The 24,577-nt window shown below is 68.6% G+C and carries 21 protein-coding genes and 1 riboswitch; of the genes, 8 read left to right on the forward strand and 13 right to left on the reverse strand.

Annotated elements, in window-relative coordinates; translation table 11 throughout:
- The first annotated feature begins 2 nt into the window (after positions 1–2).
- Positions 3–2,381 (forward strand): AAA family ATPase, encoded by a 2,379-nt coding sequence (locus tag HWX36_RS09220; RefSeq protein ID WP_175951835.1) that lies wholly within the window; start codon positions 3–5, stop codon positions 2,379–2,381.
- Positions 2,378–2,782, forward strand: coding sequence for an alternative ribosome rescue aminoacyl-tRNA hydrolase ArfB (gene arfB, locus HWX36_RS09225; protein WP_175951798.1), 405 nt, complete (start codon positions 2,378–2,380; stop codon positions 2,780–2,782). The genes HWX36_RS09220 and arfB overlap by 4 nt, the downstream gene beginning before the upstream one ends.
- 57 nt (positions 2,783–2,839) lie before the next feature.
- Here the strand turns inward: arfB and HWX36_RS09230 are convergent, their stop codons facing one another.
- The 5 genes from HWX36_RS09230 to thiC form a co-directional block, all read right to left on the reverse strand.
- On the reverse strand, positions 2,840–4,120 hold the full coding sequence (locus tag HWX36_RS09230) for an EAL domain-containing protein (RefSeq protein WP_175951799.1): 1,281 nt from the start codon (positions 4,118–4,120) through the stop codon (positions 2,840–2,842).
- 463 nt (positions 4,121–4,583) lie between these two features.
- The gene (locus HWX36_RS09235) at positions 4,584–5,510 is read right to left on the reverse strand and encodes a DMT family transporter (protein ID WP_175951800.1); all 927 of its coding nucleotides are present in this window, start codon (positions 5,508–5,510) and stop codon (positions 4,584–4,586) included.
- A gap of 153 nt (positions 5,511–5,663) precedes the next feature.
- On the reverse strand, positions 5,664–5,912 hold the full coding sequence (locus HWX36_RS09240) for a hypothetical protein (RefSeq protein WP_175951801.1): 249 nt from the start codon (positions 5,910–5,912) through the stop codon (positions 5,664–5,666).
- Between the two features lie 203 nt (positions 5,913–6,115).
- Positions 6,116–6,328, reverse strand: a complete 213-nt coding sequence (locus HWX36_RS09245) for a glycine zipper 2TM domain-containing protein (RefSeq protein ID WP_175951802.1) — start codon at positions 6,326–6,328, stop codon at positions 6,116–6,118.
- 260 nt (positions 6,329–6,588) lie between these two features.
- Positions 6,589–8,520, reverse strand: coding sequence for a phosphomethylpyrimidine synthase ThiC (gene thiC, locus HWX36_RS09250; RefSeq protein ID WP_175951803.1), 1,932 nt, complete (start codon positions 8,518–8,520; stop codon positions 6,589–6,591).
- Positions 8,521–8,644: 124 nt separating this feature from the next.
- Positions 8,645–8,761: riboswitch (TPP riboswitch) on the reverse strand.
- A gap of 270 nt (positions 8,762–9,031) precedes the next feature.
- Between thiC and HWX36_RS09255 the strand changes: the two genes are divergently transcribed.
- The 3 genes from HWX36_RS09255 to HWX36_RS09265 all read left to right on the forward strand — a co-directional run bounded on the left by HWX36_RS09255 (position 9,032) and on the right by HWX36_RS09265 (position 10,845).
- Positions 9,032–9,307, forward strand: a complete 276-nt coding sequence (locus HWX36_RS09255; RefSeq protein ID WP_011351498.1) for a pentapeptide MXKDX repeat protein — start codon at positions 9,032–9,034, stop codon at positions 9,305–9,307.
- An 87-nt stretch (positions 9,308–9,394) separates the two neighbouring features.
- The gene (locus tag HWX36_RS09260; RefSeq protein ID WP_175951804.1) at positions 9,395–10,027 is read left to right on the forward strand and encodes a cytochrome b/b6 domain-containing protein; all 633 of its coding nucleotides are present in this window, start codon (positions 9,395–9,397) and stop codon (positions 10,025–10,027) included.
- A gap of 29 nt (positions 10,028–10,056) precedes the next feature.
- Positions 10,057–10,845 (forward strand): molybdopterin-dependent oxidoreductase, encoded by a 789-nt coding sequence (locus HWX36_RS09265; RefSeq protein WP_175951805.1) that lies wholly within the window; start codon positions 10,057–10,059, stop codon positions 10,843–10,845.
- A gap of 19 nt (positions 10,846–10,864) precedes the next feature.
- Here HWX36_RS09265 and HWX36_RS37605 read toward each other — a convergent pair whose 3' ends face one another.
- Entirely contained in the window at positions 10,865–12,562 is a 1,698-nt protein-coding gene (locus tag HWX36_RS37605) for a methyl-accepting chemotaxis protein (protein ID WP_175951806.1), read from the reverse strand.
- Between the two features lie 515 nt (positions 12,563–13,077).
- Here HWX36_RS37605 and HWX36_RS09275 point away from each other — a divergent pair.
- Positions 13,078–14,250 carry an EamA family transporter gene (locus HWX36_RS09275; RefSeq protein WP_175951807.1) on the forward strand — a complete coding sequence of 391 codons (1,173 nt, stop codon included), beginning with the start codon at positions 13,078–13,080 and terminating at the stop codon, positions 14,248–14,250.
- Between the two features lie 21 nt (positions 14,251–14,271).
- On the opposite strand, the gene HWX36_RS09280 is transcribed toward HWX36_RS09275, so the two are convergent.
- The 7 genes from HWX36_RS09280 to HWX36_RS09310 all read right to left on the reverse strand — a co-directional run bounded on the left by HWX36_RS09280 (position 14,272) and on the right by HWX36_RS09310 (position 21,471).
- Entirely contained in the window at positions 14,272–15,471 is a 1,200-nt protein-coding gene (locus HWX36_RS09280) for an MFS transporter (protein ID WP_175951808.1), read from the reverse strand.
- Between the two features lie 185 nt (positions 15,472–15,656).
- Positions 15,657–16,481 carry a phosphodiesterase gene (locus HWX36_RS09285; RefSeq protein WP_175951809.1) on the reverse strand — a complete coding sequence of 275 codons (825 nt, stop codon included), beginning with the start codon at positions 16,479–16,481 and terminating at the stop codon, positions 15,657–15,659.
- A gap of 84 nt (positions 16,482–16,565) precedes the next feature.
- On the reverse strand, positions 16,566–17,597 hold the full coding sequence (locus HWX36_RS09290) for an ABC transporter ATP-binding protein (RefSeq protein WP_175951810.1): 1,032 nt from the start codon (positions 17,595–17,597) through the stop codon (positions 16,566–16,568).
- A gap of 13 nt (positions 17,598–17,610) precedes the next feature.
- Positions 17,611–18,507 (reverse strand): ABC transporter permease subunit, encoded by an 897-nt coding sequence (locus HWX36_RS09295; protein WP_175951811.1) that lies wholly within the window; start codon positions 18,505–18,507, stop codon positions 17,611–17,613.
- A 10-nt stretch (positions 18,508–18,517) separates the two neighbouring features.
- Positions 18,518–19,342 carry an ABC transporter permease gene (locus HWX36_RS09300; RefSeq protein ID WP_175951812.1) on the reverse strand — a complete coding sequence of 275 codons (825 nt, stop codon included), beginning with the start codon at positions 19,340–19,342 and terminating at the stop codon, positions 18,518–18,520.
- Positions 19,343–20,371 (reverse strand): ABC transporter substrate-binding protein, encoded by a 1,029-nt coding sequence (locus HWX36_RS09305; protein WP_175951813.1) that lies wholly within the window; start codon positions 20,369–20,371, stop codon positions 19,343–19,345. It abuts the gene before it with no gap.
- Between the two features lie 74 nt (positions 20,372–20,445).
- Positions 20,446–21,471: a substrate-binding domain-containing protein gene (locus HWX36_RS09310; protein WP_175951814.1), complete on the reverse strand. Its 1,026-nt coding sequence runs from the start codon at positions 21,469–21,471 to the stop codon at positions 20,446–20,448.
- Positions 21,472–22,335: 864 nt separating this feature from the next.
- Here HWX36_RS09310 and HWX36_RS09315 point away from each other — a divergent pair.
- Together HWX36_RS09315 and HWX36_RS09320 are read left to right on the forward strand one after the other, a co-directional pair.
- Positions 22,336–22,962 (forward strand): flavin reductase family protein, encoded by a 627-nt coding sequence (locus HWX36_RS09315; RefSeq protein ID WP_175951815.1) that lies wholly within the window; start codon positions 22,336–22,338, stop codon positions 22,960–22,962.
- Positions 22,963–23,342: 380 nt separating this feature from the next.
- The gene (locus HWX36_RS09320) at positions 23,343–24,575 is read left to right on the forward strand and encodes a 3-methyl-2-oxobutanoate dehydrogenase (2-methylpropanoyl-transferring) subunit alpha (RefSeq protein WP_175951816.1); all 1,233 of its coding nucleotides are present in this window, start codon (positions 23,343–23,345) and stop codon (positions 24,573–24,575) included.
- Positions 24,576–24,577: the final 2 nt, after the last annotated feature.

Genomic DNA, 24,577 nt, shown 5'->3' on the forward strand with positions numbered 1-24,577 from the left:
ACATGAATGCGCAGGACGACACGCTCGAATTTACCGGCGGCCTCGTCGCGCGGCTGCCCGAACCCGCCGATTTCGGCATTGCGCTTGCGGAAGGCTTCGCGCGCCGTATCGGCGATCTCTCTCGCCGCGCCGGCGCGCCGGCTGCGGCCGCCCGCTGGGCGGCGCGCGCCGCGTTCGCGACGAGTCGTGCGACCGCAGGCGGCCACGTGTGCGTTGCGCTCGGCGCGCTCGCGCAGCGCTATGAAGCGCCGCTCGACGAAATCCGCGCGGCGCTTGCCGCGAGCGGCGTGGTCGCGTTCGGCACGCTCGCACGCGGCGACGAGCGGCCGCTGATCGTCGACCGCCACGACCACCTGTACCTGTCGCGCTATTTCGACTACGAGCGGCGGCTTGCCGATGCGCTCGTCGCACAGGCCGGTGTGGCCGCGCCGGACGAAGGTCTCGCGCCCGACCGGTTGCGCGACAGCCTCGCGCGTTACTTCGGGCCGGCAACCGGCGAAGTCGACTGGCAGCGCGTCGCGGCGATCGTCGCGCTGACGGGCCGCGTGACGATCGTCAGCGGCGGCCCGGGCACGGGCAAGACGACGACCGTCGTCGGCGTGCTGGCCTGTCTGCTCGACGCGCATCCGCGGCTGCGCGTCGCGCTGGCCGCGCCGACCGGCAAGGCCGCGCAGCGGATGCAGGAAGCGCTGCATGCGCGGGCTGGCGACCTGCCGCCCGAACTCGCGGCGCGCCTGCCGGACACGTCGTACACGCTGCATCGGCTGCTGGGCGGCGGCGGGGCGGCCGGGTTCCGGCATCATCGCGACAATCCGCTGCCATACGACCTGATCGTCGTCGACGAGGCGTCGATGATCGACGTCGCGCTTGCCGCGCATCTGCTCGATGCGCTCGCGCCGGGTGCGCGGCTCGTGCTGCTCGGCGACAAGGACCAACTGGCCGCGGTCGAGGCGGGCGCCGTGTTCGCGGAGTTGAGCTCGCGGCCGGCGTTTACCGCTGCCGCGCGCACACGCATCGCGCAGGCGCTCGGCATCGACGAGGCGGCATTCGTCGCGGCGTTGCCGGTGCAGGACGAAGTCGCGGCCGCAGCCGCAGCCGCTCCCACTGCGCATCTCGTTTCCGCCGCAGCTCGGGCCTTGGCGCCTGCTGCTGCCACGACGCGCAAACCGGCACCGCGACGGCACGTCGATGAGCGACAGGCTTCGCTCTTCGACGACGAACCGCAGGATAGCGAAGTTTCGACGATCGGCGTCGCGCAGCTGCCCACCGCCGATCCGATGCTGACCGAAGCCGGTGAGGCCGACGAGGCAGGCGACGCACCGGCTTGGATCGAGGCCGGCGAACTCGCGTGGCTCGACGCCGTCGAGCTGCCGCGGTTCGACGCAGGCGACGTGGCGCTTGCGTCGATCCTGCCGGGCGAACCCGCCGCCGTGTCTGCCACGCTCGCACCGGCACCGGCACCGGCACCGGCACCGGCACCGGCACCCGCACCCGCACCCGCACCCGCACCCGCACCCGCACCCGCACCCGCACCCGCACCCGCACCGCTCGCCGACTGCGTGGTCTGGCTCGAACGCAATTACCGCTTCGGTCTCGATTCGCCGATCGGGCGGCTGTCGCTCGCGATCCGCAGCGGCGACGTGCAGGCCGCGCTCGACGCGCTGCCCGCCGACGATTCGGCCGCCGCGTCGTTCCACGACGATGCGGGCGAGTCGCTCGCGTCGTCGACGGTCGAGCGGCTCGCGCGGCGCTTCGGTGCGTATCTCGACGCGTTGCGCGACACGCTGGCCGCGCCCGTCCCCGATCCGCTGCCGCTGTTCGACGCGCTCAACCGGTTCCGGATTCTGTGCGCGACCCGCAGCGGCTTGCGCGGCGCGGAGCACGTCAATGCGCTCGTGGCCGCGCACGTGCGCCACGCGGCGCGCGTGCCGCTCGCGGTTGGCGCGCACTGGTTCACGGGGCGGCCGATCATGGTGACGCGCAACGACTATGCGCTCGGGCTGTTCAACGGCGATATCGGTATTGCGCTGCCCGACGCGCACGGCGTGCTGCGCGTCTGGTTCAGGCGAGCGGACGGCACCGCGCGCGCGGTGTCGCCGGCCGCGCTGCCGCCGCACGAAACGGCGTTCGCGCTGACGGTCCACAAATCGCAGGGTTCGGAATTCGACGAAGCCGCGCTCGTGCTGCCTGCGTCGTTCGGCCGCGTGCTCACGCGCGAACTCGTCTATACGGCCGTCACGCGTGCCCGCACGCGCGTCCAGGTGATCGGGCCGCGGCGCGTGCTGGCGCAGGCGGTTGCAACGCGCACGCAGCGCGATTCGGGGCTCGCGGCGCGCGTCGACGAGGCGCTCGCGCGGCGCCGCATGGAGGCTTCGCGATGATGATCCGCTATACGCTCGATCCAGCCGAAGTCGAATGGACGGCCGTGCGCGCGCAGGGCGCGGGCGGGCAGAACGTGAACAAGGTGTCGAGCGCGATCCACCTGCGCTTCGATATCCGCGCGTCGTCGTTGCCGCCCGCCATCAAGGAGCGGCTCCTCGCGCTGTCCGACCAGCGCATCACGCGCGACGGCATCGTCGTGATCAAGTCGCAGGAATATCGCACCCAGGAGAAGAATCGCGAGGCTGCGCTGGCGCGACTCGATGCGTTGATCAGCGGCGTTGCGTTCACGCCGCGCGCACGGGTCGCCACGCGGCCGACGCGCGCGTCGAAGGAGCGGCGGCTCGAGCACAAGTCGCGCCGCAGCGTGGTGAAGTCGGGGAGAGGGAAGGTGATCGACTGACGAATGGACGGGGGGCGAACAACTGGCGCGAGCGTCGTTTGCCTGCCGTCGCGCGGGTTAGCGCATCACGGTCCCGGCGCTGTCGAGCACGAAGTCGACACAGAACACGATGAGCCGGCTCTGCGCACGGATCGCGACGGCGGCCGTATAGCAGTCGCGACCTTCCGTCAGCGAGAAGTGCGGGCCCATCAGCGCGACGCGCCCGGGCGCGGCGATCGCGCGCTGGAAATACGGGCGCCGCGACCAGTTGCTGTGGGTTTCCGGGAACAGCGGGGCGAGGCGGGCGACGCCCGCCTGGCCGTCGTCGGCGCGCGCGCCGATCGACGGCAGGAACTGCTCGCCGGTTTCGTCGGTGACGAACACGCGGCGCGCGGCCGGCACCGCGAACACGCGCTGCGCGGCGTCCTGCAGGTTGCCGCTCGCGGAAAACGCGGCCGCGCCGGTCAGCACGAGCCGTTCGATCGCGTCGAAGCCCGGCTGCTCGGCGATGACCGGCGCGTGCCGGCGGGCAATGAAGCGCTGCCACGCGGCGTCGAGCATCGCGGGTGCTGCTGCGCTCGCGTGTGCGATCGATGCATCGGGCTGGCCGAACTGGAAACCCTGCACGAAATCGATGTCGGCTTCCATCAGCGCCTGCAGCGAGTCGTCGCTCTCGACCCCCTCGGCGAGCACCATCGCGCCGGCCTGATGCAGCATCGACACGAGGTGATGCATGATGCGGCGATCTTCGGCCGAACCGGTCGAACGTTCGACGAGCGAGCGATCGAGCTTGACGATGTCGGGTCGCGCGCGCCACACGCGGTCGAAATTCGAGAATCCCGTGCCGAAATCGTCGATCGCGATCAGGAAGTCGCGATGCTGGATCATGTCGATCGTGCGGGCGAGCGCGGCTTCGTCGCGCGAGGGCTGTTCGACGACCTCCAGCACGATGCGGTTCGGCGGCAGCGAGAAATGCCGGCACAGCGCCTCGACGAATTCGCGCTGCACGAGGCCCGAGTCGAGCACGCGCGGCGTGACGTTCAGGAACAGCCAGCCGTCGCCGATGCCCTGCGCGACGAAGTTGGCCGTGTGCAGGCAGCGCGCGAGCCGGTCGAGCAACAGCGCATCGGCGTCGCCGCGCGTCTTGTCGAACAGTGCAGCGGGCGAGATCAGCGCGCCGTTCGCATCGACGACGCGCAGCAGCGCCTCGTAACCGACGACCCGCTTGTGCGTGATCGACAGCACGGGCTGGAACACGCTGCGCAATGCCGTGGTGCGATAGGTGGCGATCCAGCCGCCGGGCGTCGGCGTGAGGCGTTCGAGCAGGGAGTCGAGCGAGAGATCGCGGGCGGGCTTCATGTCAACGGTGCCCGGGGGCGAGTGGCGGAGCGGCAGCGCGTCGCCACGCTGAAGCAGTCGCATGCACCGGCGGACGCGAAAGGACGTGGGTCATCGAGACCGCCTTCTGCGGGTAAGTGTTCGAAGTGTAACGGGAACGGGGCCGCTCGCGTATCAGGGAAACTCCACACGCACGCGGGAATGCAGCTGCGGCCCGTGCCGCTCGCGTGCGCGCCGCGCGTGAGCGCCGCGAAGCGGAGCGGGCCGCCGCCGCACACGACAATCCGGTGGCATGCCATGGCGTGCGCGGCGAAGCGGGAACTCCCGGCGGCCGGCGCGGTGGCGGGCGAACGTCGCCGTCAGAGGAATGACGGCCGCGCGGCAGCGCCATCCGCGGCGCGGCGGCGGACAGTTGGCGCCCGCCCGGCCGTCAGGCATCACGGCCCGGCCGATGGCGGGACGGCGCGTGCGCCCGAATGAAGCGTCAGGTCGCTTCGCCGCTGCGCGGCCGGATCCCGGGAATCCGCTTGATCGCGCCGGTCGCGAGCGCGGTGCCGACGAGCACGATCGCGCAGCCTTCGATCATCACGGCAGTCACGTGTTCGCCGAGGAACAGCGCGCCCCACAGCAGGCCGAACACGGGGATCACGAACGTCACGGTGATCGCGCGGGCGGGGCCGATGTGCGCGATCAGGTAGAAATAGATGAAATACGCGATGCCGGTGCAGGCGACACCGAGGGCGAGCACCGAGCCCCACGCGTGCGCGCTGACCGGCGCGGCCGGCCAGGTGGCGATCGCGAACGGCAGCAGCAGGAGGGTCGAGCCGATCATGCTGCCGGTCGCGTTGACGAGCGGATCGACGCCGGTCAACTTGCGCTTCGTGTAATTGGCCGCGATGCCGTACAGCAGCGTCGCGCCGAGGGCTGCTGCGGCGGCGAGCGCGGTCGCCGCGGCGCCCGTTTCGCCGTGCGCATTCGCGATCTGGTTCCACACGAGCGTGAGCACGCCGGCGAAACCGATGACGAGGCCGAGCGCGCGCGGCCGCGACAGCTTGTCCTTCAGCCACAGGTAGGCCACGAGCGCGCCCCAGAGCGGCGTCGTCGCGTTGATCACCGATGTCACGCCGGCCGACAGCGTCAGTTCGGCGAATGCGAACAGGCAGAACGGAATGCCTGAGTTCAGCGCGCCGACGACGAACAGCGGCCACGCATGACGGCGCAGCCGGGCGCCGAGATCGGCAGGTTTGAAGCGGGTGAGCGCGAAGCCCGCGAGAAACAGTGCGCCGATGCCTACCCGTAATGCCATAAGGGGCGCGACGCCGAGATCGACGACGCCGATCCGGATAAACAGGAACGACGCACCCCACAGGGCAGCGAGCACGGTCAGCAGAAGGGCGTTCTTGGGGGACATCGATCGTGAAGGGCAGGGATGGGATGCGGAGAATCTTACACCCCGCTACCACGCCGTCGTTTCACGTTTCGATGAAACGGCAAGAAACGGTAAGAAATGGGCGTGTCGTCGGCGGCCGGCGCGGGGCGGCCGCCGGCCGGCGGTCGTGCCCGGTCAGTGATGGCGCCAGCCGCCGCGTCCGCCGAAGCCGAAATCGAGCGAGAGCGCCGGTCCCCAATAGCCGCCCCAGGCGGGTGCATAGGCAGGCGCGGGATAGTAATAGGCGGGGCCCGGATCGACGTAGACGGGGGCCGGCTGCACCGGTGCGGCCGTGTAATAGCCGCCGGGATAATAGCCGTACGGATAGTAGCAGCCGGCGAGCGTCACGCAGGCGAGCGCCGCGGCGACGAGGGTCCTGTTCATGATGTCTCTCCGGCGGAGCCGGCAATCGGCAGATGCTTAAGCTTAGGCCGCGCGCCGATGACACGGTGTGCAAAACGGTAACGGATCATTTCCGCGCGGGCGGCCCGGCTGGCGGCCCGTTACGTTGCGGCGCCGCATGCGAAAACGGCGCTTCCGCACCGCGAAAACGCCGTCTGGCTGACCGTCGCGGCGCGCTGCGCCGCTTACTTGCCGACCTGGTTGCCGATGATGCCGCCGGCCGCTGCGCCGCCCAGCGTCGACAGCGCGCTGCCGCCGATCGCCGCGCCAGCGACGCCGCCGACACCCGCACCGATTGCCGTGTCGCGCTGGCGGCTCGTCATCGAGTCACAGGCCGACAGGCTGGCCACGGTCGCGACGAGCAGCGCGCATACCCCAATACGCCGTATCGAATTCATGATCGTTGTCCTTGCGGTTGTGAACGGAGGACACGCGACCGACCGGCGGCCGCGCATGAACCCAATCTACGCGCCGTCCCCCGGCGCTGCTGTAAGGACTTGTTAAGGCTCGCGCGGTTTCGTAATGAATTGTTTCCGGTGGTTTTCCCGTGCGCCGGCAGGCACGCAACATGCGCAAAAAAGCCCGCTCGAAAGCGGGCTTCGTGCATGGCGAGGCGATCCGGCGGGGAGCGCCGGATCGCGCATGCGCTTACTGGCGGTTACTGACGGTGATAGATTTCGGCGCCGGTCTTGACGAACTCGACCGCCTTCACTTCCATCCCCTTCTTCAGCGCTTCGGATTCCGACACGCCCTGCTGCGCCGCGAATTCGCGCACGTCCTGCGTGATCTTCATCGAGCAGAAGTGCGGGCCGCACATCGAGCAGAAGTGGGCGACTTTCGCGGAATCCTTCGGCAGCGTTTCGTCGTGGAATTCGCGCGCCTTGTCCGGATCGAGACCGATGTTGAACTGGTCTTCCCAGCGGAACTCGAAGCGCGCCTTCGACAGCGCGTTGTCGCGCACCTGCGCGCCCGGGTGGCCCTTGGCCAGGTCGGCCGCGTGCGCGGCGAGCTTGTACGTGATGATGCCTTCCTTCACGTCGTCCTTGTTCGGCAGGCCGAGATGCTCCTTCGGCGTCACGTAGCACAGCATCGCGGTGCCGAACCAGCCGATCATCGCGGCGCCGATGCCCGACGTGATGTGGTCGTAGCCCGGTGCGATGTCGGTGGTCAGCGGCCCGAGCGTGTAGAACGGCGCCTCCTTGCACCAGTCGAGCTGGAGATCCATGTTCTCCTTGATCAACTGCATCGGCACGTGGCCGGGGCCTTCGATCATCACCTGCACGTCGTGCTTCCATGCGATCTGCGTGAGTTCGCCGAGCGTCTTCAGCTCGCCGAGCTGCGCTTCGTCGTTCGCGTCGTAGATCGAGCCGGGGCGCAGGCCGTCACCGAGCGAGAAGCTCACGTCGTACGCCTTCATGATCTCGCAGATCTCTTCGAAGTGTTCGTACAGGAAGCTTTCCTTGTGATGCGCGAGGCACCACTTCGCCATGATCGAGCCGCCGCGCGACACGATGCCGGTCATCCGGTTCGCGGTGAGCGGCACGTACTGCAGGCGCACGCCCGCGTGGATCGTGAAGTAGTCGACGCCTTGCTCGGCCTGTTCGATCAGCGTGTCGCGGAAGATTTCCCAGGTGAGGTCCTCGGCCTTGCCGTTGACCTTTTCCAGCGCCTGGTAGATCGGCACCGTGCCGATCGGCACCGGGCTGTTGCGGATGATCCACTCGCGCGTTTCGTGGATGTGCTTGCCGGTCGACAGGTCCATCACCGTGTCGCCGCCCCAGCGGATCGCCCACGTCATCTTGTCGACTTCCTCGCCGATCGACGACGTGACGGCCGAGTTGCCGATGTTCGCGTTGATCTTCACGAGGAAGTTGCGGCCGATGATCATCGGCTCGGATTCCGGGTGGTTGATGTTCGCGGGGATGATCGCGCGGCCGCACGCCACTTCCGAGCGCACGAATTCCGGCGTGATCTCGGCCGGCGCGTTCGCGCCGAACGCCGCCGCGCCGAACGCCTGGCCCGGGTGCTGGCGGCCCATCATCGCGGCGAGCTTCGCGCCGTTCGGGCCGCTTGCCTTCAGGCTCTCGAGGTACTCGGCGCGGCGCTGGTTCTCGCGGATCGCGATGAATTCCATTTCCGGCGTGATGATGCCCTGGCGCGCATAGTGCATCTGCGTGACGTTCTTGCCGGCCTGTGCGCGGCGCGGGTTGCGGTGCAGGCCGGGGAACCGCAGGTCGGCGGTGGCCGGGTCGGCCGCGCGCTCGAGGCCGTACCGGCTCGACAGGCCGCCGAGCACTTCGGTGTCGCCGCGTGCCTCGATCCAGCCCTGGCGCAGCGCGGCGAGGCCCGCGCGGATGTCGATCTTCGCGTCCGGATCGGTGTAGGGGCCGGACGTGTCGTACACGTAGATCGGCGGATTCTTTTCGCCGCCGAAGCCGGTCGGCGTGTCGGCCTGCGTGATTTCACGCATCGGCACGCGGATGTCGGGCTGCGAGCCGGTTACATAAACCTTGCGGGAATTCGGCAGCGGGGCGACGGCCGCGGCATCGACGTGAGCGTCGGCGGACAGAAACTTCGGATTGGCGTTCATGCAATCTCCTGTGCGAGCGCCGGACAGGCGCTTCGGCGCTTGCCCGGAGCCCTTGAAGTATGTGGGGCTCGAGCTAAGCAGGAGACGAGGCTTGGTGAGGCGGCGGATTTCGTCAGAAGGATGGCGGTGAAATCCGTACGCTTCCCTGCGCTGGCATTATCCAGATCAGGTTCAAAGGGTATTTCTCACCCGCAATGCCGGTTGTTTGACCGGGCGCATTGCAGGACCCCCGCGTTAGCAGCGCACACGATACACTGGCTTGGCGGCGGTTTCAACCGGGAGAGGATCGGCTGCCCTGGCGCGGCCGCAGCATGGCGGGCGGGTGCGATGGCCCGTCGAAATGGCAGCGCGCGTCGCCGCCGTATGGCCCTGCGGCTCGGCCGGCAGTGGTGAAGCGGTGCAACATGACGCGCTTTCGCACAACTTCAAAAAAAATTTTCGCAGCGGCTGTCATTTCCCGCGACGTCGTCCGTCTATTCGGCTCCTTAAACCCATGTTGTGGAGAGATGTCATGAAAAAAGTACTGATTGCCGCTTGCGTCGCCGCTTTCGCCACGATCGCCACGGGCGCGTATGCCCAGAACGATGCGATGTCGCAGCCCGGCTCGTCGATGTCGAAGGACGCGATGGGCCACGACGCGATGGCCAAGGATGCAATGGGCCATGACGCGATGAAGAAGGACGGCATGAAGAAGCATGCGATGAAGAAAGACGCGATGAAGAAGGACGCGATGTCGCACGACGAGATGGGCAAGCCGTCGGGCGACAAGATGGCGCCGTCGAACTGACGTAGGCAGGCGCGGCGCGGCCGGCGCGTGCGTCGCACGGCGGCCGCCCGCATTGCGCTTCGTCGACCCATTCCGGGAGACTTCATCATGCAAACCGTTCCTGCCACCGGCCGTGCGGCCGCCACGCCGCCCGCGCGCCCGATCCATCCGCTGTGGGTGCGCGCGAGCCACTGGCTCAACGCGCTCGCGGCGATCCTGATGGTGCTGTCCGGCTGGCGCATCTACGACGCGTCGCCGATCTATCCGCCGTTCGTGTTTCCGCATGGCATCACGCTGGGCGGCTGGCTCGGCGGCGCGCTGCAATGGCATTTCGCGGCGATGTGGCTGCTGGTCGGCAACGGGCTGTTCTACCTCGCGATGTCGATCGCGACGGGGCGCCTCGCGCGCAAGATGCTGCCCGTCACGCCGGCGTCGATCTGGCGCGACATCCGTGCCGCGCTCGGCGGGCGGCTGTCGCACGCCGACCTGAGCGTCTACAACGCGGTGCAGCGTGCCGCCTACCTGACCGCGATCGTCGATCTCGTCGTGCTGGTGCTGTCGGGGCTCACGATCTGGAAATCCGTGCAATTCCCGCTGCTGCGCGAATTGTTCGGCGGCTATGACAACGCGCGTGTCGTGCACTTCTGGGCGATGTCGCTGCTCGTCGCATTCGTTGTCGTTCACGTCGCGATGGCGCTGCTGGTGCCGCGCTCGCTGCTCGCGATGTTGCGCGGGCGCTGACCCGTCAACGTCGGGCGAAGGAAATCATCATGTCTGAATCCGAATACAAGCGCGACGGTTCGCGCTGGACGCTCGACCGGAAGTCGCTCGAACTCGACGTGCGCCGCGAGCTCGAGATGCCGTCGCGGCGGCTGTTCAACCGGCGCGTGCTGACGCTCGGCGGCCTGACGATGCTGACCGGCTGCACGCTGCAGGACGATGCGTCGGTCAACACGTTCCTCGAGAAGGTGTCGCGCATGAACGACCGCGTGCAGGCGTGGCTGTTCAATGGCGAGCGGCTCGCGCCGACCTACACCGAAGCCGACATCACGCGACCGTTCCCGTTCAACGCGTACTACGGGATCGACGACGTGCCGCACGTCGATGCGTCGACGTATCGACTCGTGCTGTCCGGCCGCGTGACGGGCAAGCGCGTGTGGACGCTCGACGAACTGTATGCGCTGCCGCACGCGGAACAGATCACGCGGCACATCTGCGTGGAAGGGTGGAGCGCAATCGGCCGCTGGGGCGGCACGCCGTTCGGCGCGTTTCTCGCACGCGCCGGTGCCGATACGCACGCGAAGTACGTCGGCTTCAAATGCGCGGACGATTACTACGAGAGCATCGACATGCCGACCGCGCTGCATCCGCAGACGCTGCTCGCGTTCGACTACGACGGCCAGCGGCTGCCGCCGGAATTCGGCTTCCCGATGAAGCTCAGGATGCCGACCAAGCTCGGTTACAAGAACCCGAAGCACATCATGGAGATCTTCGTGACCGATACGTTTCCGGGCGGCTACTGGGTCGACCAGGGGTACAACTGGTTCGGCGGGTCGTAGGCGGCGCTGCGCCCGCGCGTCAGAACGTCTCCCAGTCGGCCGGCCCGGACGCGCCTGCCGCCGCCAGCGCCGGCTGGGCTGCGGCGCGGCGCGGGGCGGGGCGCTGCGGCCGGTGCGCGGCGGCGGAGGCCGCCGCCGGGATCGCGCCGGCGGCGCCGGCTTCACCCGTTTCACCGGACAGCCTGAACACGGAGATCGCGCGCTTCTGCTCCGCGGCCTGCTGCTCGAGCGACTGCGCCGCCGCGGACGCTTCTTCGACGAGCGCCGCGTTCTGCTGCGTGACTTCGTCCATCTGGCCGACAGCCACGTTGACCTGTTCGATGCCGCGGCTCTGCTCGTCGGATGCGGCGGCAATCTCCGCGTTGATGTCCGAGACGCGGCGGATCGCCTGCTGAATCTCGCTCATCGTGCGGCCGACTGCTTCGGCCTGCGTCGACCCCTCCCGGACGGTCGTCGCCGAGCGCTGGATCAGGTCCTTGATCTCCTTCGCGGCGCTCGACGCGCGCTGTGCGAGGCTGCGCACCTCGCCGGCGACGACGGCAAAGCCGCGTCCCTGTTCGCCGGCGCGGGCCGCCTCGACGGCCGCGTTCAGCGCGAGGATGTTGGTCTGGAACGCGATGCTCTCGATCAGGCCGGTGATGTCGGCGATCTTCGTCGAGCTGGTGCTGATCTCCGTCATCGTCGCGAGCATCTGCCCGACCGCTTCACCGCCCCTGTCCGCGATCTGCGATGCGTTCGTCGCGAGCGTTGTCGCCTGGAGCGCGTTCTCCGCGTTCTGTTTGACCGTCGCGGTCAGTTCGTCCATGCTCGCCGCGGTCTGCTCGAGCGACGCGGCCTGTTCCTCGGTGCGCGACGACAAATCCATGTTGCCCGCCGCGATCTGTTTCGACGCGACCAGGATCGATTCGCTCGACGTCTTGATGCCGCGCACGATGCCGGCGAGCTGCGTGTCCATCTGGCGCAGCGCGCTCAGCAGGCGGCCGAATTCGTCCGTCGAGCGGGTCTCGAGCCGGTTTTCAAGCCGTCCGTCCGCGATGCGCCGGGCAGCCGTCATCGCGATTTCGAGCGGCTGCGTGATCGCGCGCTGCAAATAGAACCACGCGCCGATCGCCACCGCCACGCCGATGGCAAGCACGCCGAACGACACCCACTGCAGCAGGTGGAACGTATCGCTGCCTTGCGTGGCGGCGTCCTTCACCTGCGCCACGTTGATCGCGATGTCCGAATCGACGCTGTCGCTCAGGGCGTTGCCGACCGGGCGCAGCTTGTCGAGCGTCGTACCGACGGCCTCGGCGTTGCCGGCCTCGGCCGCGGCGAGCGCCGCGTCGGCGAGCGAACGGAACGCGGCGAGCTGGCTCGCGATCTGGTCGGCGACCTTGCGCTCGTCGTCCGCGGTCACCTTGGCCGGGTAGTAGTCGTTCCACGCGGCGGTCAGCTTCTTGTCGGATTCGCGCACGCGCTCGACGGCGCGCTTCGCGTCGCTCGGGTTCGTCTGCCCGGCGAGACTGTCGAGCGTCACGCGCATCTGCAGCGACGCGCTGTGCGTCGTCGCCAGGTCCTCGACCGGAATGGTGCCGAGCGCGTACATCGCGTCCATGTCCGTGCTCAGCTTCGCGAGTCCGCGGACACCCGTCAGCCCGATCGCGACCATCACGAGAAAGCACGCGCCGAATGCGAGCGCGATCTTGAATTTGATTGTGCCTGTCAGCTTGCTCATCCACCGTCACCCATGTCGAAACGAGAAACCAGCCATCCCCGAGCGCCAGGCGCGAACCGATATGTCTGACAAATCCATGCCGCGATCAGGGTTATAAGAAGGTAAACGGCAGCGTCGATTGTTAACTTGAGACGCAACGAACCGTTCGAGCACGCATGACGGCCTGCGCCGAATCCGGCGCACGAACGAGGCGGTGCGCCCGGCGTGCGGCGGGCGCGGCGGGCATCGCCGCAGGAGGAACTGTCGTGCGGATGCGTCATTCCCGATGCTTTCAGACAGGTCCGACGTTGCTTTCGAATCCGTGATGCCATAATGCCGAGCGTGCGCAGCCGAAACGGTTGCGCGCGTTTTTTTTGTCCCTCTGCCGCCGCTTGCCGGTTCCCTTTCGTCGCCGTTCGCACTGCCATGTCGTTCCGCACGTTCGCTCTGCCTTCCCGGTCCCGCCAGGGCCGTTTGCCGGCATCGCCGGCGTCTTTCAGCGGAGCACGCGGCGTGACGTGCGGGCAGGCCGCGCAATGACGCCGCTCGACCGTCTGCTCGACTTCCTCGCCCGCTTCTCGTTCCGGATCCGCCTGCCGCAAAGCCGCGGCGGCCGCGTGGCGCTGGCGCTCGTCTTCATCTATTTCGTCTGGGGTTCGACCTACAGCGGCCTGCATTTCGCGCTGCAGTCGTTCCCGCCGCTGCTGCTGTCGGGGCTGCGCAACCTGCTCGGCGGGATCGGCCTGTTCATCTTCGCGCTGCGGCGCAAGCCCGAATGGCCGACGCTGCTCGAAATCCGCAATGCAGGGATCGTCGGCACGATGCTCGTCGCGCTGTCGTCCGGCACGATCGCGCTCGGGATCAGCTCTGTCAGCAGCGGCTCCGCCGCGGTGATGGTGGCCACGGTGCCGCTGTTCGCGACCGTGATCGCGGCGGTCGCCGGGCGGCCGGTCACGAAAGGCGAGTGGGGCGCCGTCGCGCTCGGGATGGTCGGCATCGTCGTGCTGAACTCGGGCGGCGCGGCCGCGCAGAATTCGGCGCTCGGCACGATCTGCGTGCTGGCCGGCGCATTGTTCTGGGCCGGCGGCGCGCATCTCGCGACGCGGCTCAAGCTGCCGTCCGACCTGTTTCTGTCCACGTCGCTGCAGATCGGCCTCGGCGGCATGATCTCGACGCTCGTTGCCTGGCTGATCGGCGAACGCATCGAGCACGTGATGGCGGGGCCGGTGTTCGCGTTCCTGTACCTGATGGTGTTCTGCACGATGGCCGCGTACGTCGCGTACGGCTACCTGATCCGCCACACGAGCCCGATCATCGCGAGCAGCTGCATGTACGTGAACCCGATCGTCGCGGTTGCGCTCGGTGCGCTGCTGCTTGGCGAGCCGGTGACGATGGCGACCGTGGTCGCGACCGTCGCGATCCTGGGTAGCGTCGGGCTGTCGTTCGTGTTCGATCCGGCGCGCCGGCCCGCGGCACGCGCGGCAGCCGCCGGTTCGGCGGCCGCGGCAGCCGCGTCGACGGCGGAGGCTGTATCGGCGCCCGAGCAGATCGAGATCCCGGATGCGGCGCCGATCCTGGCGCCTTCCGCCGTTCCGATGGCCGTGCCGGCTCCGGCTGCCGTGATGGATCCTGCCGCGGTGGTCGACCCGGCGCCGGCGTTCGCCACGCCGCCGGCCGCCGAACCGGCAGCGCCCCGCGCCGACGCGTGACGCCGCCGTGGCCGGTCGCGCTCAGCCGCGCCGGCCGCCGCGATGGTGGAACCAGCCCCCGAGCGCGGTGAACACCAGCCCGGTTGCGCACATGCCGATCCAGCCGAACGCGTGCCATGCGGCGACGCCGGCCGACGAGCCGAGTGCGCCGCCGATGAAATAGCACACCATGTACACGGTGTTGACGCGGCTGCGTGCCTCGGGCTTCAGCGCATAGATGCGCGACTGGTTCGAGATCTGCGCGGCCTGCACGCCGACGTCCAGCACGACGACGCCGATCACGAGCCCGACGAGGCTCGTGCCCGACAGCGCGAAGATCACGAACGACAGCGCGAGCAGCGCGATCGCGAGCGAGATGATCGCGCGCGGGCCGCGCGTGTCCGCGAAGCGGCCCGCGTACGGCGCCGCGAGCGCGCCTGCCGCACCGACGATCCCGAACAGGCCGGCTGCCTGCGGGCCGAGATGGAACGGCGCGCCGGCGAGCAGCAGCGTGAGCACGGGCCAGAACGCGCTGAATGCCGCGAACAGCGCGGCGCCCGTCAGCGATGCCTCGCGCAGCCCGCGCAACTCGACCGCCAGATGCCACATCGAGCCGAGCAGCTTGCCGTACGACAGCGTCGACGTCGGCGTGCTGCGCGGCAGTCGCAGCACGATCACGGCGGCCAGCGCGACGAGCGCCGCGACCGACGCGGCGAACACCGCGCGCCAGCCGAAATACTCGGCGACGAAGCCGGCAGCCGTCCGCGCGAGCAGGATGCCGAGCAGCAGGCCGCTCATCACGGTGCCGACCGCATGCCCGCGTTCGGCCGGCGGAGCGATCTCGGCGGCGAACGGCACGGCCTGTTGCGCGATGGTCGCGAGTACGCCGATCGCGAGGCTCGCGACGGCGAGCACGGCCAGCGACGGCGCGGTGGCCGCGACGATCAGCGCGACCGACAGGCCGGCGATCTGCATCAGGATCAGCCCGCGGCGGTCGAAGCGGTCGCCGAGCGGCGCGAGCAGGAACATGCCGGCCGCATAGCCGAGCTGCGTCGCGGTCGGCACGGCGCCGATCCACGAAGCGCCGTCGGGAAACGCCGAGCGGAAGCTGTCGAGCAGCGGCTGGTTGTAGTAGATGTTCGCGACGGACACGCCCGCGATCGTCGCGAGCAGCAACAGCAGGCTGCGCGAATAGTGGGGCGAGGCGGCGTCGGTCGGACGGTCGGTGGAGGCGGTGGACATGGCGGCGCGGACGGAAGTGGGGCGGCGCGGCGCGCGGCGCACGCGTCGGGTGCGCAGGCGGGCAGGGCGCCGCTCAAGGCTGCCGATCATACCGGAGCGACGTGAATCCTGCCGGACGGGGGGCAAATCGGCCAAACCGGCGTAACCGGCCGGCCGCCACCCGTCATCGTGCGTGCTTCAACCTGTCAGTCGACCAGCTCGCCCGTCGGTTCGTAAAACGGATAAGGTCCGGCCCCTTCGTCGACATACACGTGATGCGACGTCATCCCCGTATCGGGCGCGTAGCGATGGACCGCGAACGCCGGCGGTTCGAGCCGGAAGGCGGACGGCGCATCGGTCCGCAGGTCGAATGCGACCTGATGCGCGGGCGACGGCACCGCGGCTGCGATCGTGCCGCCGAAGCGCGTGAACATCGTGCGGTGCACGTGGCCGCACAGCACGCGCTCGACGTTCGGATGGCCGCGCAGCAGCGCGTCGAGTTTGGCGGAGGCGGCGGGCGCGAGGCGCAGCTTGTCCATGTGGCCGATTCCCGCCACGAACGGCGGGTGATGCAGCGCGACGATCACGGGCCGGTCGCGCGCGGCGTCGAGCTGCGCGGCGAGCCACGCGAGCCGTGCGTCGCACAGGTCGCCATGGCTGGCGCCGGGAACCTGTGAATCGAGCGCCAGCACGCGCACCGCGCCGACGTCGAGCGCGTACTGCACGAATTCGCCCTCCTGCAGCTCGGCGCGATCGGCGAACGCGCGGCGCAGCCCGGCGCGGTCGTCGTGATTGCCGATCATCAGGTAGTACGGGATCTCGAGGGTCGCGAGCAGCCCGCGCAGGTGGCCGTACTCTTCATCGTGGCCGAAGTCGGTCAGGTCGCCCGTGACGAGCACGGCGTCGGGGCGCGGCTCGAGCGCGTTCAGTCTTGCGATGCAGCGCGCGAGCGCGGCCGCGGTGTCGACGCGCCGGTACGCGAGCTGGCCCGGACGCTTGATGTGGAGATCGCTGATTTGAGCAAGCAGCATCGTCGTTCCTCGGAATCGTCTGATTGTTGTCGCGGCGTCGTGCGCCGCGGTGGGGGGCTGCATGAATGATGCCGGAATGACGGATTACGCGCCGAGCGCGATCAGGCCTTCCGGTGCGATCGCGAGGCCGACCGCCGTGCCGCGTGCGAGCGCGATGCGGCCCGGCACGTCGATCACGAGCGCGTCGGGGGCCGCATGCTCGATCGTGAGCCGCGTGCGCTCGCCGAGGAACGCGCACGCACTGACCGCGCCGCGCAGCGGCGCATGCGCGGGATCGGCGAGTTGCGCATCCTCGGGGCGGAAGAACCACTCGTCGGCGGCGTGCGGCGTCGCGATCGCACCGCCCGTGGTCACCAGCGCGCCGTCACGCCATTGCCCGGCGAGCCGGTTCAGCGTGCCGATGAACTGCGCGACGGTGCGGTTTGCCGGGTGGTAGTAAATGTCGCGCGGCGTGCCGATCTGCTCGATGCGGCCCGCGCCCATCACGACGATCCGGTCGCCGAGTTCCATCGCTTCGGCCTGGTCGTGCGTCACGTAGACCGTCGTCACGCCGAGTTCGCGTAGCAGCGCATTCATCTCGCGACGCAGCGTGTCGCGCAGCTTCGCGTCGAGCGCGGTCAACGGCTCGTCGAGCAGCAGCACGCGCGGCCGCACCGCCAGTGCGCGGGCCAGCGCGACGCGCTGGCGCTGGCCGCCCGACAGCTGGTCGATCGGCTTGTCCGCATGCGCGTCGAGCCGCATCATCGCGAGCAGCTCGTCGACGCGTTCGCGCAGCGCGCGCGGCTCGGTCTTGCGGATCTTCAGCCCGTAGCCGACGTTGCCGCGCACCGTCAGGTTCGGAAACAGCGCGTAGTTCTGGAACACCATGCCGACCTGGCGGCGCTCGATCGGCAGCGCGGTCACGTCGTCGTTGCCGAACGCGATCGTGCCGCCGGCATCCGGCGTGTCGAGGCCCGCGATCAGGCGCAGCGTCGTGGTCTTGCCGCAGCCGGACGGTCCGAGCAGCACGAGCGTCTCGCCCGCGCCGATCGACAGGTCGAGCGGTTCGAGCACGCGCGTGCCGCGGAACGTCTTCGCGCAGCGGGTCAGGGTGATGGGGGTGGAATCGAGTTTCATGTCTGCGGGAGATTCAGCGCGGGCGCTTCTTGAGCGCGCGCGTGCCGGACGGATCGACGCCGAGCCACTGCATCGCGACGAGCAGCGGCAGCGTCATCAGCAGGAACAGGATCGTGTACGCGCTGCCGACTTCGAGGCGCAGCGATGCATAGGTATCGGCGAGCCCGACGGGCAGCGTCTTGGTGTCGGGCGTGTGCAGCATCCACGTGAGGTTGAATTCGCCGATCGACAGCGTGAGCACCGCGAGCGCACCCGCGACGATGCCGGGGCGCAGGTTCGGCAGCACGATCGTGACGAAACGTGTGACGAACGACGCACCGAGGCTGGCCGCGCCTTCCTCGAGCGTGCGCAGGTCGGCGCCGGCCGCGACGGCCGCGACCGCGCGCACCATGAACGGCAGCGTGAACACGACGTGGCCGACCACGATGAACCACAGGCTCATCCGGAACGCGGTGAAGCCGCCGTACACGACCAGCAGCGCGAGCGCCGACGCGAGGCCGGGGAGTGCGACCGGCAGCACGAGCGCCTCTTCGATCGCGCGCGCGACACGGCTCTTGCTGCGCGCGAGCGCATAGCCGGCCGGCACGCCGACGACGAGCACGATCGCGAGCGTGGCGAACGCGACGTAAAGCGACAGCGCGATCGAGCCGTGATACTGCTGCCACACCTGTTCGAGCCAGCGCAGCGTGAGGCCGCTCGACAGGCCGCGGAAATAGTTGACGGTGAGGCCCGCGAGCACCGACATCACGACGGGCACGATCAGGAAGGCGCACAGCAGCAGCGTGACGCCCCATTGCAGCGCGGCGATCGTGCGCGCGCCGGTGACGCGCGGCGCGCGGCGGGCGACGCCGTTCGCCTGCGCGGGAGCGGGGGCTGGCGACGGCGCGGAAGAGCCGGAAAGCGATGGCATGCAGGAATCCTCAGGCCGCGGTGGCGGCGGTGTGGCCGGTGAAGCGGCGCGCGAGCGCAAGCACGGCCCAGGTGACGATGCCGAGCACGATCGACAGGCCCGCCGCCGTCGCGATGTTCGCGTTCAGCGTGAACTCGGTATAGATCGTCATCGGCAGCACGTTCAGGTCGGTGGCGAGCGTGAACGCGGTGCCGAATGCGCCCATCGCGGTCGCGAAGCAGATCGCGCCGGCCGCGATCAGGCCCGGCGCGAGCGCGGGCAGCACGATGTCGACGAAGATGCGCCACGGCGATGCGCCGAGCGAACGCGCGGCTTCCTCGAGCGACGCGTCGAGCTTGGACGCCGCCGCGATCACGGTGACGATCACGCGCGGAATCGAGAAGTACAGGTAGCCGACGAACAGCCCCGCGACCGAGTACGCGAATACCCACTTGTCGCCGGTGAGCTTCGCGGACAGCATGCCGATCAGCCCCTGCCGACCGGCCAGCATGATCACCATGAAGCCGACGACGACGCCCGGGAACGCGAGCGGGAACGTGAGCAGCGCGAGCAGCACGCGCTTGCCCGCGAATTCGCGGCGCGCGAGCAGCAGGCCCGAGATCGTCGACAGCGCGAGCGTCGCGAGCGTGACGCCCGCGGACAGCGCGACGGTCTCGCCGAGGCTCTTCATGTAGCGCGCATTGCCGAGCAGCGCCGCGTAGTGCGAGAAGAACGCGCCGTCGGCGGACACCTGCACGAGCGCCGCCATCGGCAGTAGCCAGAACGCAGCGAACACCGCGAGTGCCGGCGCGACGAGCGCGACGCGCCAGCGCAGCGGGAAAGTCAGGTCGAGCATTTACTGCATCACCTGCAGGTATTGCTGGCCGAACGCCTGCTGACCGGCCGCCATCTTGCCGAAGTCGACCGATTTGGCCCGTGCGTACTCGCTTGCCGGCAGGAATTTCGATGCGATGTCGGCGCTGAGCGCTTGGGCGCGCACCGGTCGCAGGTACGCATTGGCCCACAGCTTCTGGCCTTCGTCCGACAGCACGAAGTCGAGCACCTTCCTGCCGTTCGCGTCGTGCGGTGCGCCCTTCACGAGACTCATCACGTACGGCACCGCGATCGTGCCTTCCTTCGGAATCACGAACTCGACGTTCGCGTTGTCCTTGTACTTTGCGCGATACGCGTCGAAGTCATAGTCGAGCAGGATCGGAATCTCGCCCGACAGCACGCGCGCATACGCGGTCTGCTTCGGCACAATCGGCGCGTTCGCCTTCAGCTTGCGGAACCAGTCGAGCGCCGGCTTGAAATTGTCGAGGCTGCCGCCGAGCGCCTGGTTGACGGCCACCGCGCCCGCGTAGCCGACGAATGCGCTGGACGGATCGAGATAGCCAACCATGCCCTTGTATTCCGGCTTCAGCAGATCGGCCCACGAGCGCGGCACCGGCTTGCCGTCGAGCGCGTCCTTGTTCACGAAGAAGCCGAGCGTGCCCGAGTGGATCGCGAACCAGTAACCTTGCGGGTCCTTCAGGTTCGCGGGGATATCGTTCCAGTGCGCGGGCTTGTACGGCGCGATCACGCCCTTGTCCTTCGCCTGGAATGCCGACGACACGCCGAGGTAGACGAGGTCGGCGACCGGGCTCTTCTGCTCGGCGATCAGCTGCGCGATCGCCTGGCCCGAGTTCTTGTTGTCGAACGGCACGCGGATGCCGGTCTTCTGCTTGATCGCCGCGATCTGCGCGGCCCAGTCGGCCCATTCGGGCGGGCAGTTGTAGCAGATCGCCGTTTCGTCGGCGTGGGCGGCAGGTGCGCCGGCGACGAGCGCGGCGCAGGCGAGCGGCGCGGCAAGCGCGCGCAGCAGCGAGGTCAGGCGAAAGGACACGGTAGGTCTCCGGGCGAGGGTGAGGCGCTGGGGGGGCGTGGTGGTGTGCGTATGTCGTGGCGCGGTGCGCTCGTTCAGGCCTTGCGCAATTGCAGGTCGGTGGCTGGCGGCGCGACCGTCGCGCCGTCGCGCACCACGTGCGGCAGGATCAGCGACGTGCGTTCGATCGCTGCGCCGCCGATGCATTCGACGAGGCGCTGCCATGCGTGGCGGCCGATGTCGCGGTTCGGCGTCGCGACGCTCGCGAGCGGCGGCGCGAGCAGTTCGCCGATCGCGATCCCGTCGAAGCCGAGCACCGACAGGTCGTCGGGAATCGAGAAGCCCGCGCGGCGCAGGCCGCGCATCACGACCATCGCGAGCAGGTCGTTGCTGCAGAAGAGGGCGGTCGGGCGCGTCGCTTGCGCGGTGAGATGCGCGAGCACCGCGTCGGGCAGCTCGGGCGCGGTGAAATCGACTTCGACCGGCGGCAGCGTGGCGACGCCGCTTTCCTCGAGTGCCTGCGCATAGCCGAGATGACGCTGGCGCGCACGATCCGACGCGGCGAGCGAGCCGGCCAGCATCAGCACGCGGCGGTGGCCGCGCGCGGTCAGCATCCGCACGCCGTCATATGCGGCACGGCGGTTGTCGACCGATACCGACGGGCGGCGCTGCGTGTCGTTGTGCATCAGCACGTAGTGCGGGCCGTCGCGGTCGAGCATGTCGAGCAGCGGGTGCGTGTCTGCGTCCGCGACGGTGAGGATCAGCCCTTCGACGCGCTGCTCGCGCAGCGTCTCGATCGCGTGACGCTCGCGCGCCGCGTCGTATTCGGTCGTCATCAGGATCAGCTTGAAGCCGGCTGCGGTCGCGCGCTCGTCGATGCCTTGCAGGCAGTCGGCGAACACGGGGTTCGACAACGTCGGCACGACGACCCCGACGAGCCGCGTGCGCTCGCCGCGCAGTTGCCGGCCGAGCGGGCTCGGGCGGAACTGCAGCGTGTCGATCGCGGTGCGGATCGTTTGCAGTGTGGCGGGGCTGACGGTATGCGGTGCGTTGATCGCGCGCGAGACGGTAGCGATCGAGAAGCCCGCGAGGGCAGCGACGTCCTTGATGGTCGAGGTCATGAAATAACGCGATGTAAACGTTTTCGGCCGGAAAATTATCGAAAACGTTTGTGACTCCGCGATGACGCAGGCGACGCTTGTTTCGCAAACAGCGCGATACAAACGTCTGACGGATAGGGCCGCCGGACGACGCGGCTCGATTGTATCGGGGATGGTGCGGCGCGGGAGGAAATCGCCGGCGGCGGCGGGGCGGCGTCGATTACAAACGATGAATCCGTGCGGCGGCGGGGCGCGTCGTGAGGTGGCGCCGCAGAATAAGGGAACGCATGCGCAAGCAATGGTAGAATCCCGTCCGCCCTCTTGCCGGGGTGATGAAATTGGTAAACATAGCGGACTTAAACGATTGAGTGCCCGGTCGGAAACGGTCGGTGCAGAACCCTTCAAATTCGGCGAAACCCCTGATGCGCGCATCGAGGCAACGCCGAGCCAAGCCTCGCGGCCTCCGCGAGGAAGGTGTAGAGACTAGACGGGGGGCGCCTAAGGCGCACGGGCAGCAGGCACGCCCGCGCGCGACGGTGAAGGCATAGTCCAGCGCACGAACGGCAACGCGCACGCGACGCCGGCTTTGAAAGAAGCAGTGTGACGAAAATCCGCCGCCTTAACTGGCTTGCCGGTTCGAGTCCGGTCCCCGGCACCACGATCGCGTCCAGCGCGATTCGATGACGGCACGAAAGCCCGCGAAAAGCCATGCGTTCGCGGGTTTTTTATTGCACGGGCGGATTGCCGGATGCGGGTGTCATCCAGGCGATTCATGCGCGGTTCACTTGCCGCGTCGCTGCGACGAAAGCAGCGCCATGCAATACTCGGCACGCACGTCCCGCCAATTGACTTCAACGCGCGTTGTCTTGCGCGCGACCACCCGCCATGACCGAATCGAGCTATCACTTTTACGAACCGTCGCAAGGCCACGGCCTTCCGCATGATCCTCTGAACGCGATCGTGGGTCCGCGCCCGATCGGCTGGATTTCGTCCCGCGGCAACGACGGTACGGTCAACCTCGCACCGTACAGTTTCTTCAACGCATTCAACTACCATCCGCCGATCATCGGCTTTTCGAGTGTGTCCGCGAAGGACAGCCTGCGCAACGCACAGGAGACGGGGGAGTTCGTCTGGAACCTCGCGACTCGCGATCTTGCCCACCGGATGAACCAGACCTGCGCCGCGGTACCGTACGGTGTCGACGAGTTCGAACTCGGCGGCCTGACCGCGATCCCGTCGCGCCTGGTCGACGTGCCGCGCGTTGCCGAAAGCGGCGTGAACTTCGAATGCAAGGTGACCGATGTCATTCGGCTGCGTGACCACCAGGGCGTCGAGACGGCGGCTTCGCTGGTATTGGGCGAGGTCGTCGCGGTGCATATCCGCAACGATTTGCTGAAGGACGGGATCTTCGACACCTTTGGCGCGGGCATCATTCTTCGTGCGGGCGGCCCGTCCGCCTATGCCCATGTCCGGCCCGACAGCCGGTTCGACATCGCCCGCCCCGGCGCGTGACGCAGCGCGTGCCGTAACGGATCCCGAAGCGCGCGCGATCCGCGCGATCGTCCGCCTCGATTGCATCCACGAAGGCCCCGCGGAAATCCGGAATTTCGCGGGGTCTTTTGCGTTGTATCGTCGGACTTGATCCGGCGGGCCCGCCCCCTCCATGCGTCGTTCGACCCCGATCCCCGCAAGCCGGAACCATGGGCCGACCGCGCCGCAACATGGCAAATCTGCTCATCGTGGTCGAGCGGGTTGGTCATCGACGTCCGCCGCCGCAACGCCTAAATTTCCAAGGTTGACGTGCCTATCCGCACGCCAGCTCGCGCGCAGGCCGGCAACCGGCCGCGCGTTCCCAATCAGCGTGAGACACAATCGAGCGTGGAGACGACACGATGAGCCTGTCAGAGCCATTGCGTCTGCATGTGCCGGAGCCCACCGGGCGCCCGGGCTGCAAGACGGACTTTTCCTATCTGCATCTATCGCCGGCCGGCGCGGTTCGCCGCCCGCCGATCGACGTTGCCGCGGCGGACACCGCCGATCTCGCCCGCAGCCTCGTGCGGGTGCTCGACGACAGCGGCAAGGCCGTCGGCCCGTGGGCGCCGGATCTCGACGATGCGCGGCTGATCGCCGGCCTGCGCGCGATGCTCAAGACCCGCATTTTCGACGCGCGCATGATGATCGCGCAGCGTCAGAAGAAAATCTCCTTCTACATGTTGAGCCTCGGCGAAGAGGCGATCGGCACCGCGCACACGATGGCGCTGCGCGACGGCGACATGTGCTTCCCGACCTACCGCCAGCAGAGCATCCTGATCGCGCGCGACGTACCGCTCGAACGGATGATCTGCCAGCTGATGTCGAACGAAGGCGACCCGCTGAAAGGCCGCCAGCTCCCCGTGATGTACTCGGACCGCGACGCGGGCTTCTTCTCCATTTCCGGCAACCTCGCGACGCAGTTCATCCAGGCGGTCGGCTGGGCGATGGCGTCGGCGATCAAGGGCGATACGAAGATCGCGTCCGCGTGGATCGGCGACGGCGCGACAGCCGAATCCGACTTCCACACCGCGCTTACGTTCGCGCACGTGTACCGCGCGCCGGTCGTGCTGAATGTCGTCAACAACCAGTGGGCGATCTCGACGTTCCAGGCGATCGCGGGCGGCGAAGGCACGACGTTCGCGGGACGCGGCGTCGGCTGCGGGATCGCGTCGCTGCGCGTCGACGGCAACGACTTCCTCGCGATCTACGCGGCGTCGAGCTGGGCGGCCGAACGCGCGCGCCGCAATCTCGGCCCGACGCTGATCGAGTGGGTGACCTACCGGGCGGGTGCGCATTCGACGTCGGACGATCCGACCAAGTACCGGCCGAGCGACGACTGGTCCCATTTTCCGCTCGGCGATCCGATCGAGCGCTTCAAGCGCCACCTGATCGTCAAGGGCATCTGGTCCGACAGCGCGCACGAAGCGTTGACGGCCGAGCTCGAGGCCGAGGTGATCGCCGCGCAGAAGGAAGCGGAGAAATACGGCACGCTGGCCGACGACAGGATTCCGTCGCCGGCTTCGATGTTCGACGACGTGTACAAGGAGCTGCCCGCGCACCTGCGCCGTCAGCGCCAGGAACTGGGAGCGTGATC

Source organism: Burkholderia sp. BCC0405, assembly GCF_902833075.1.
Taxonomy (GTDB): Bacteria; Pseudomonadota; Gammaproteobacteria; order Burkholderiales; family Burkholderiaceae; genus Burkholderia.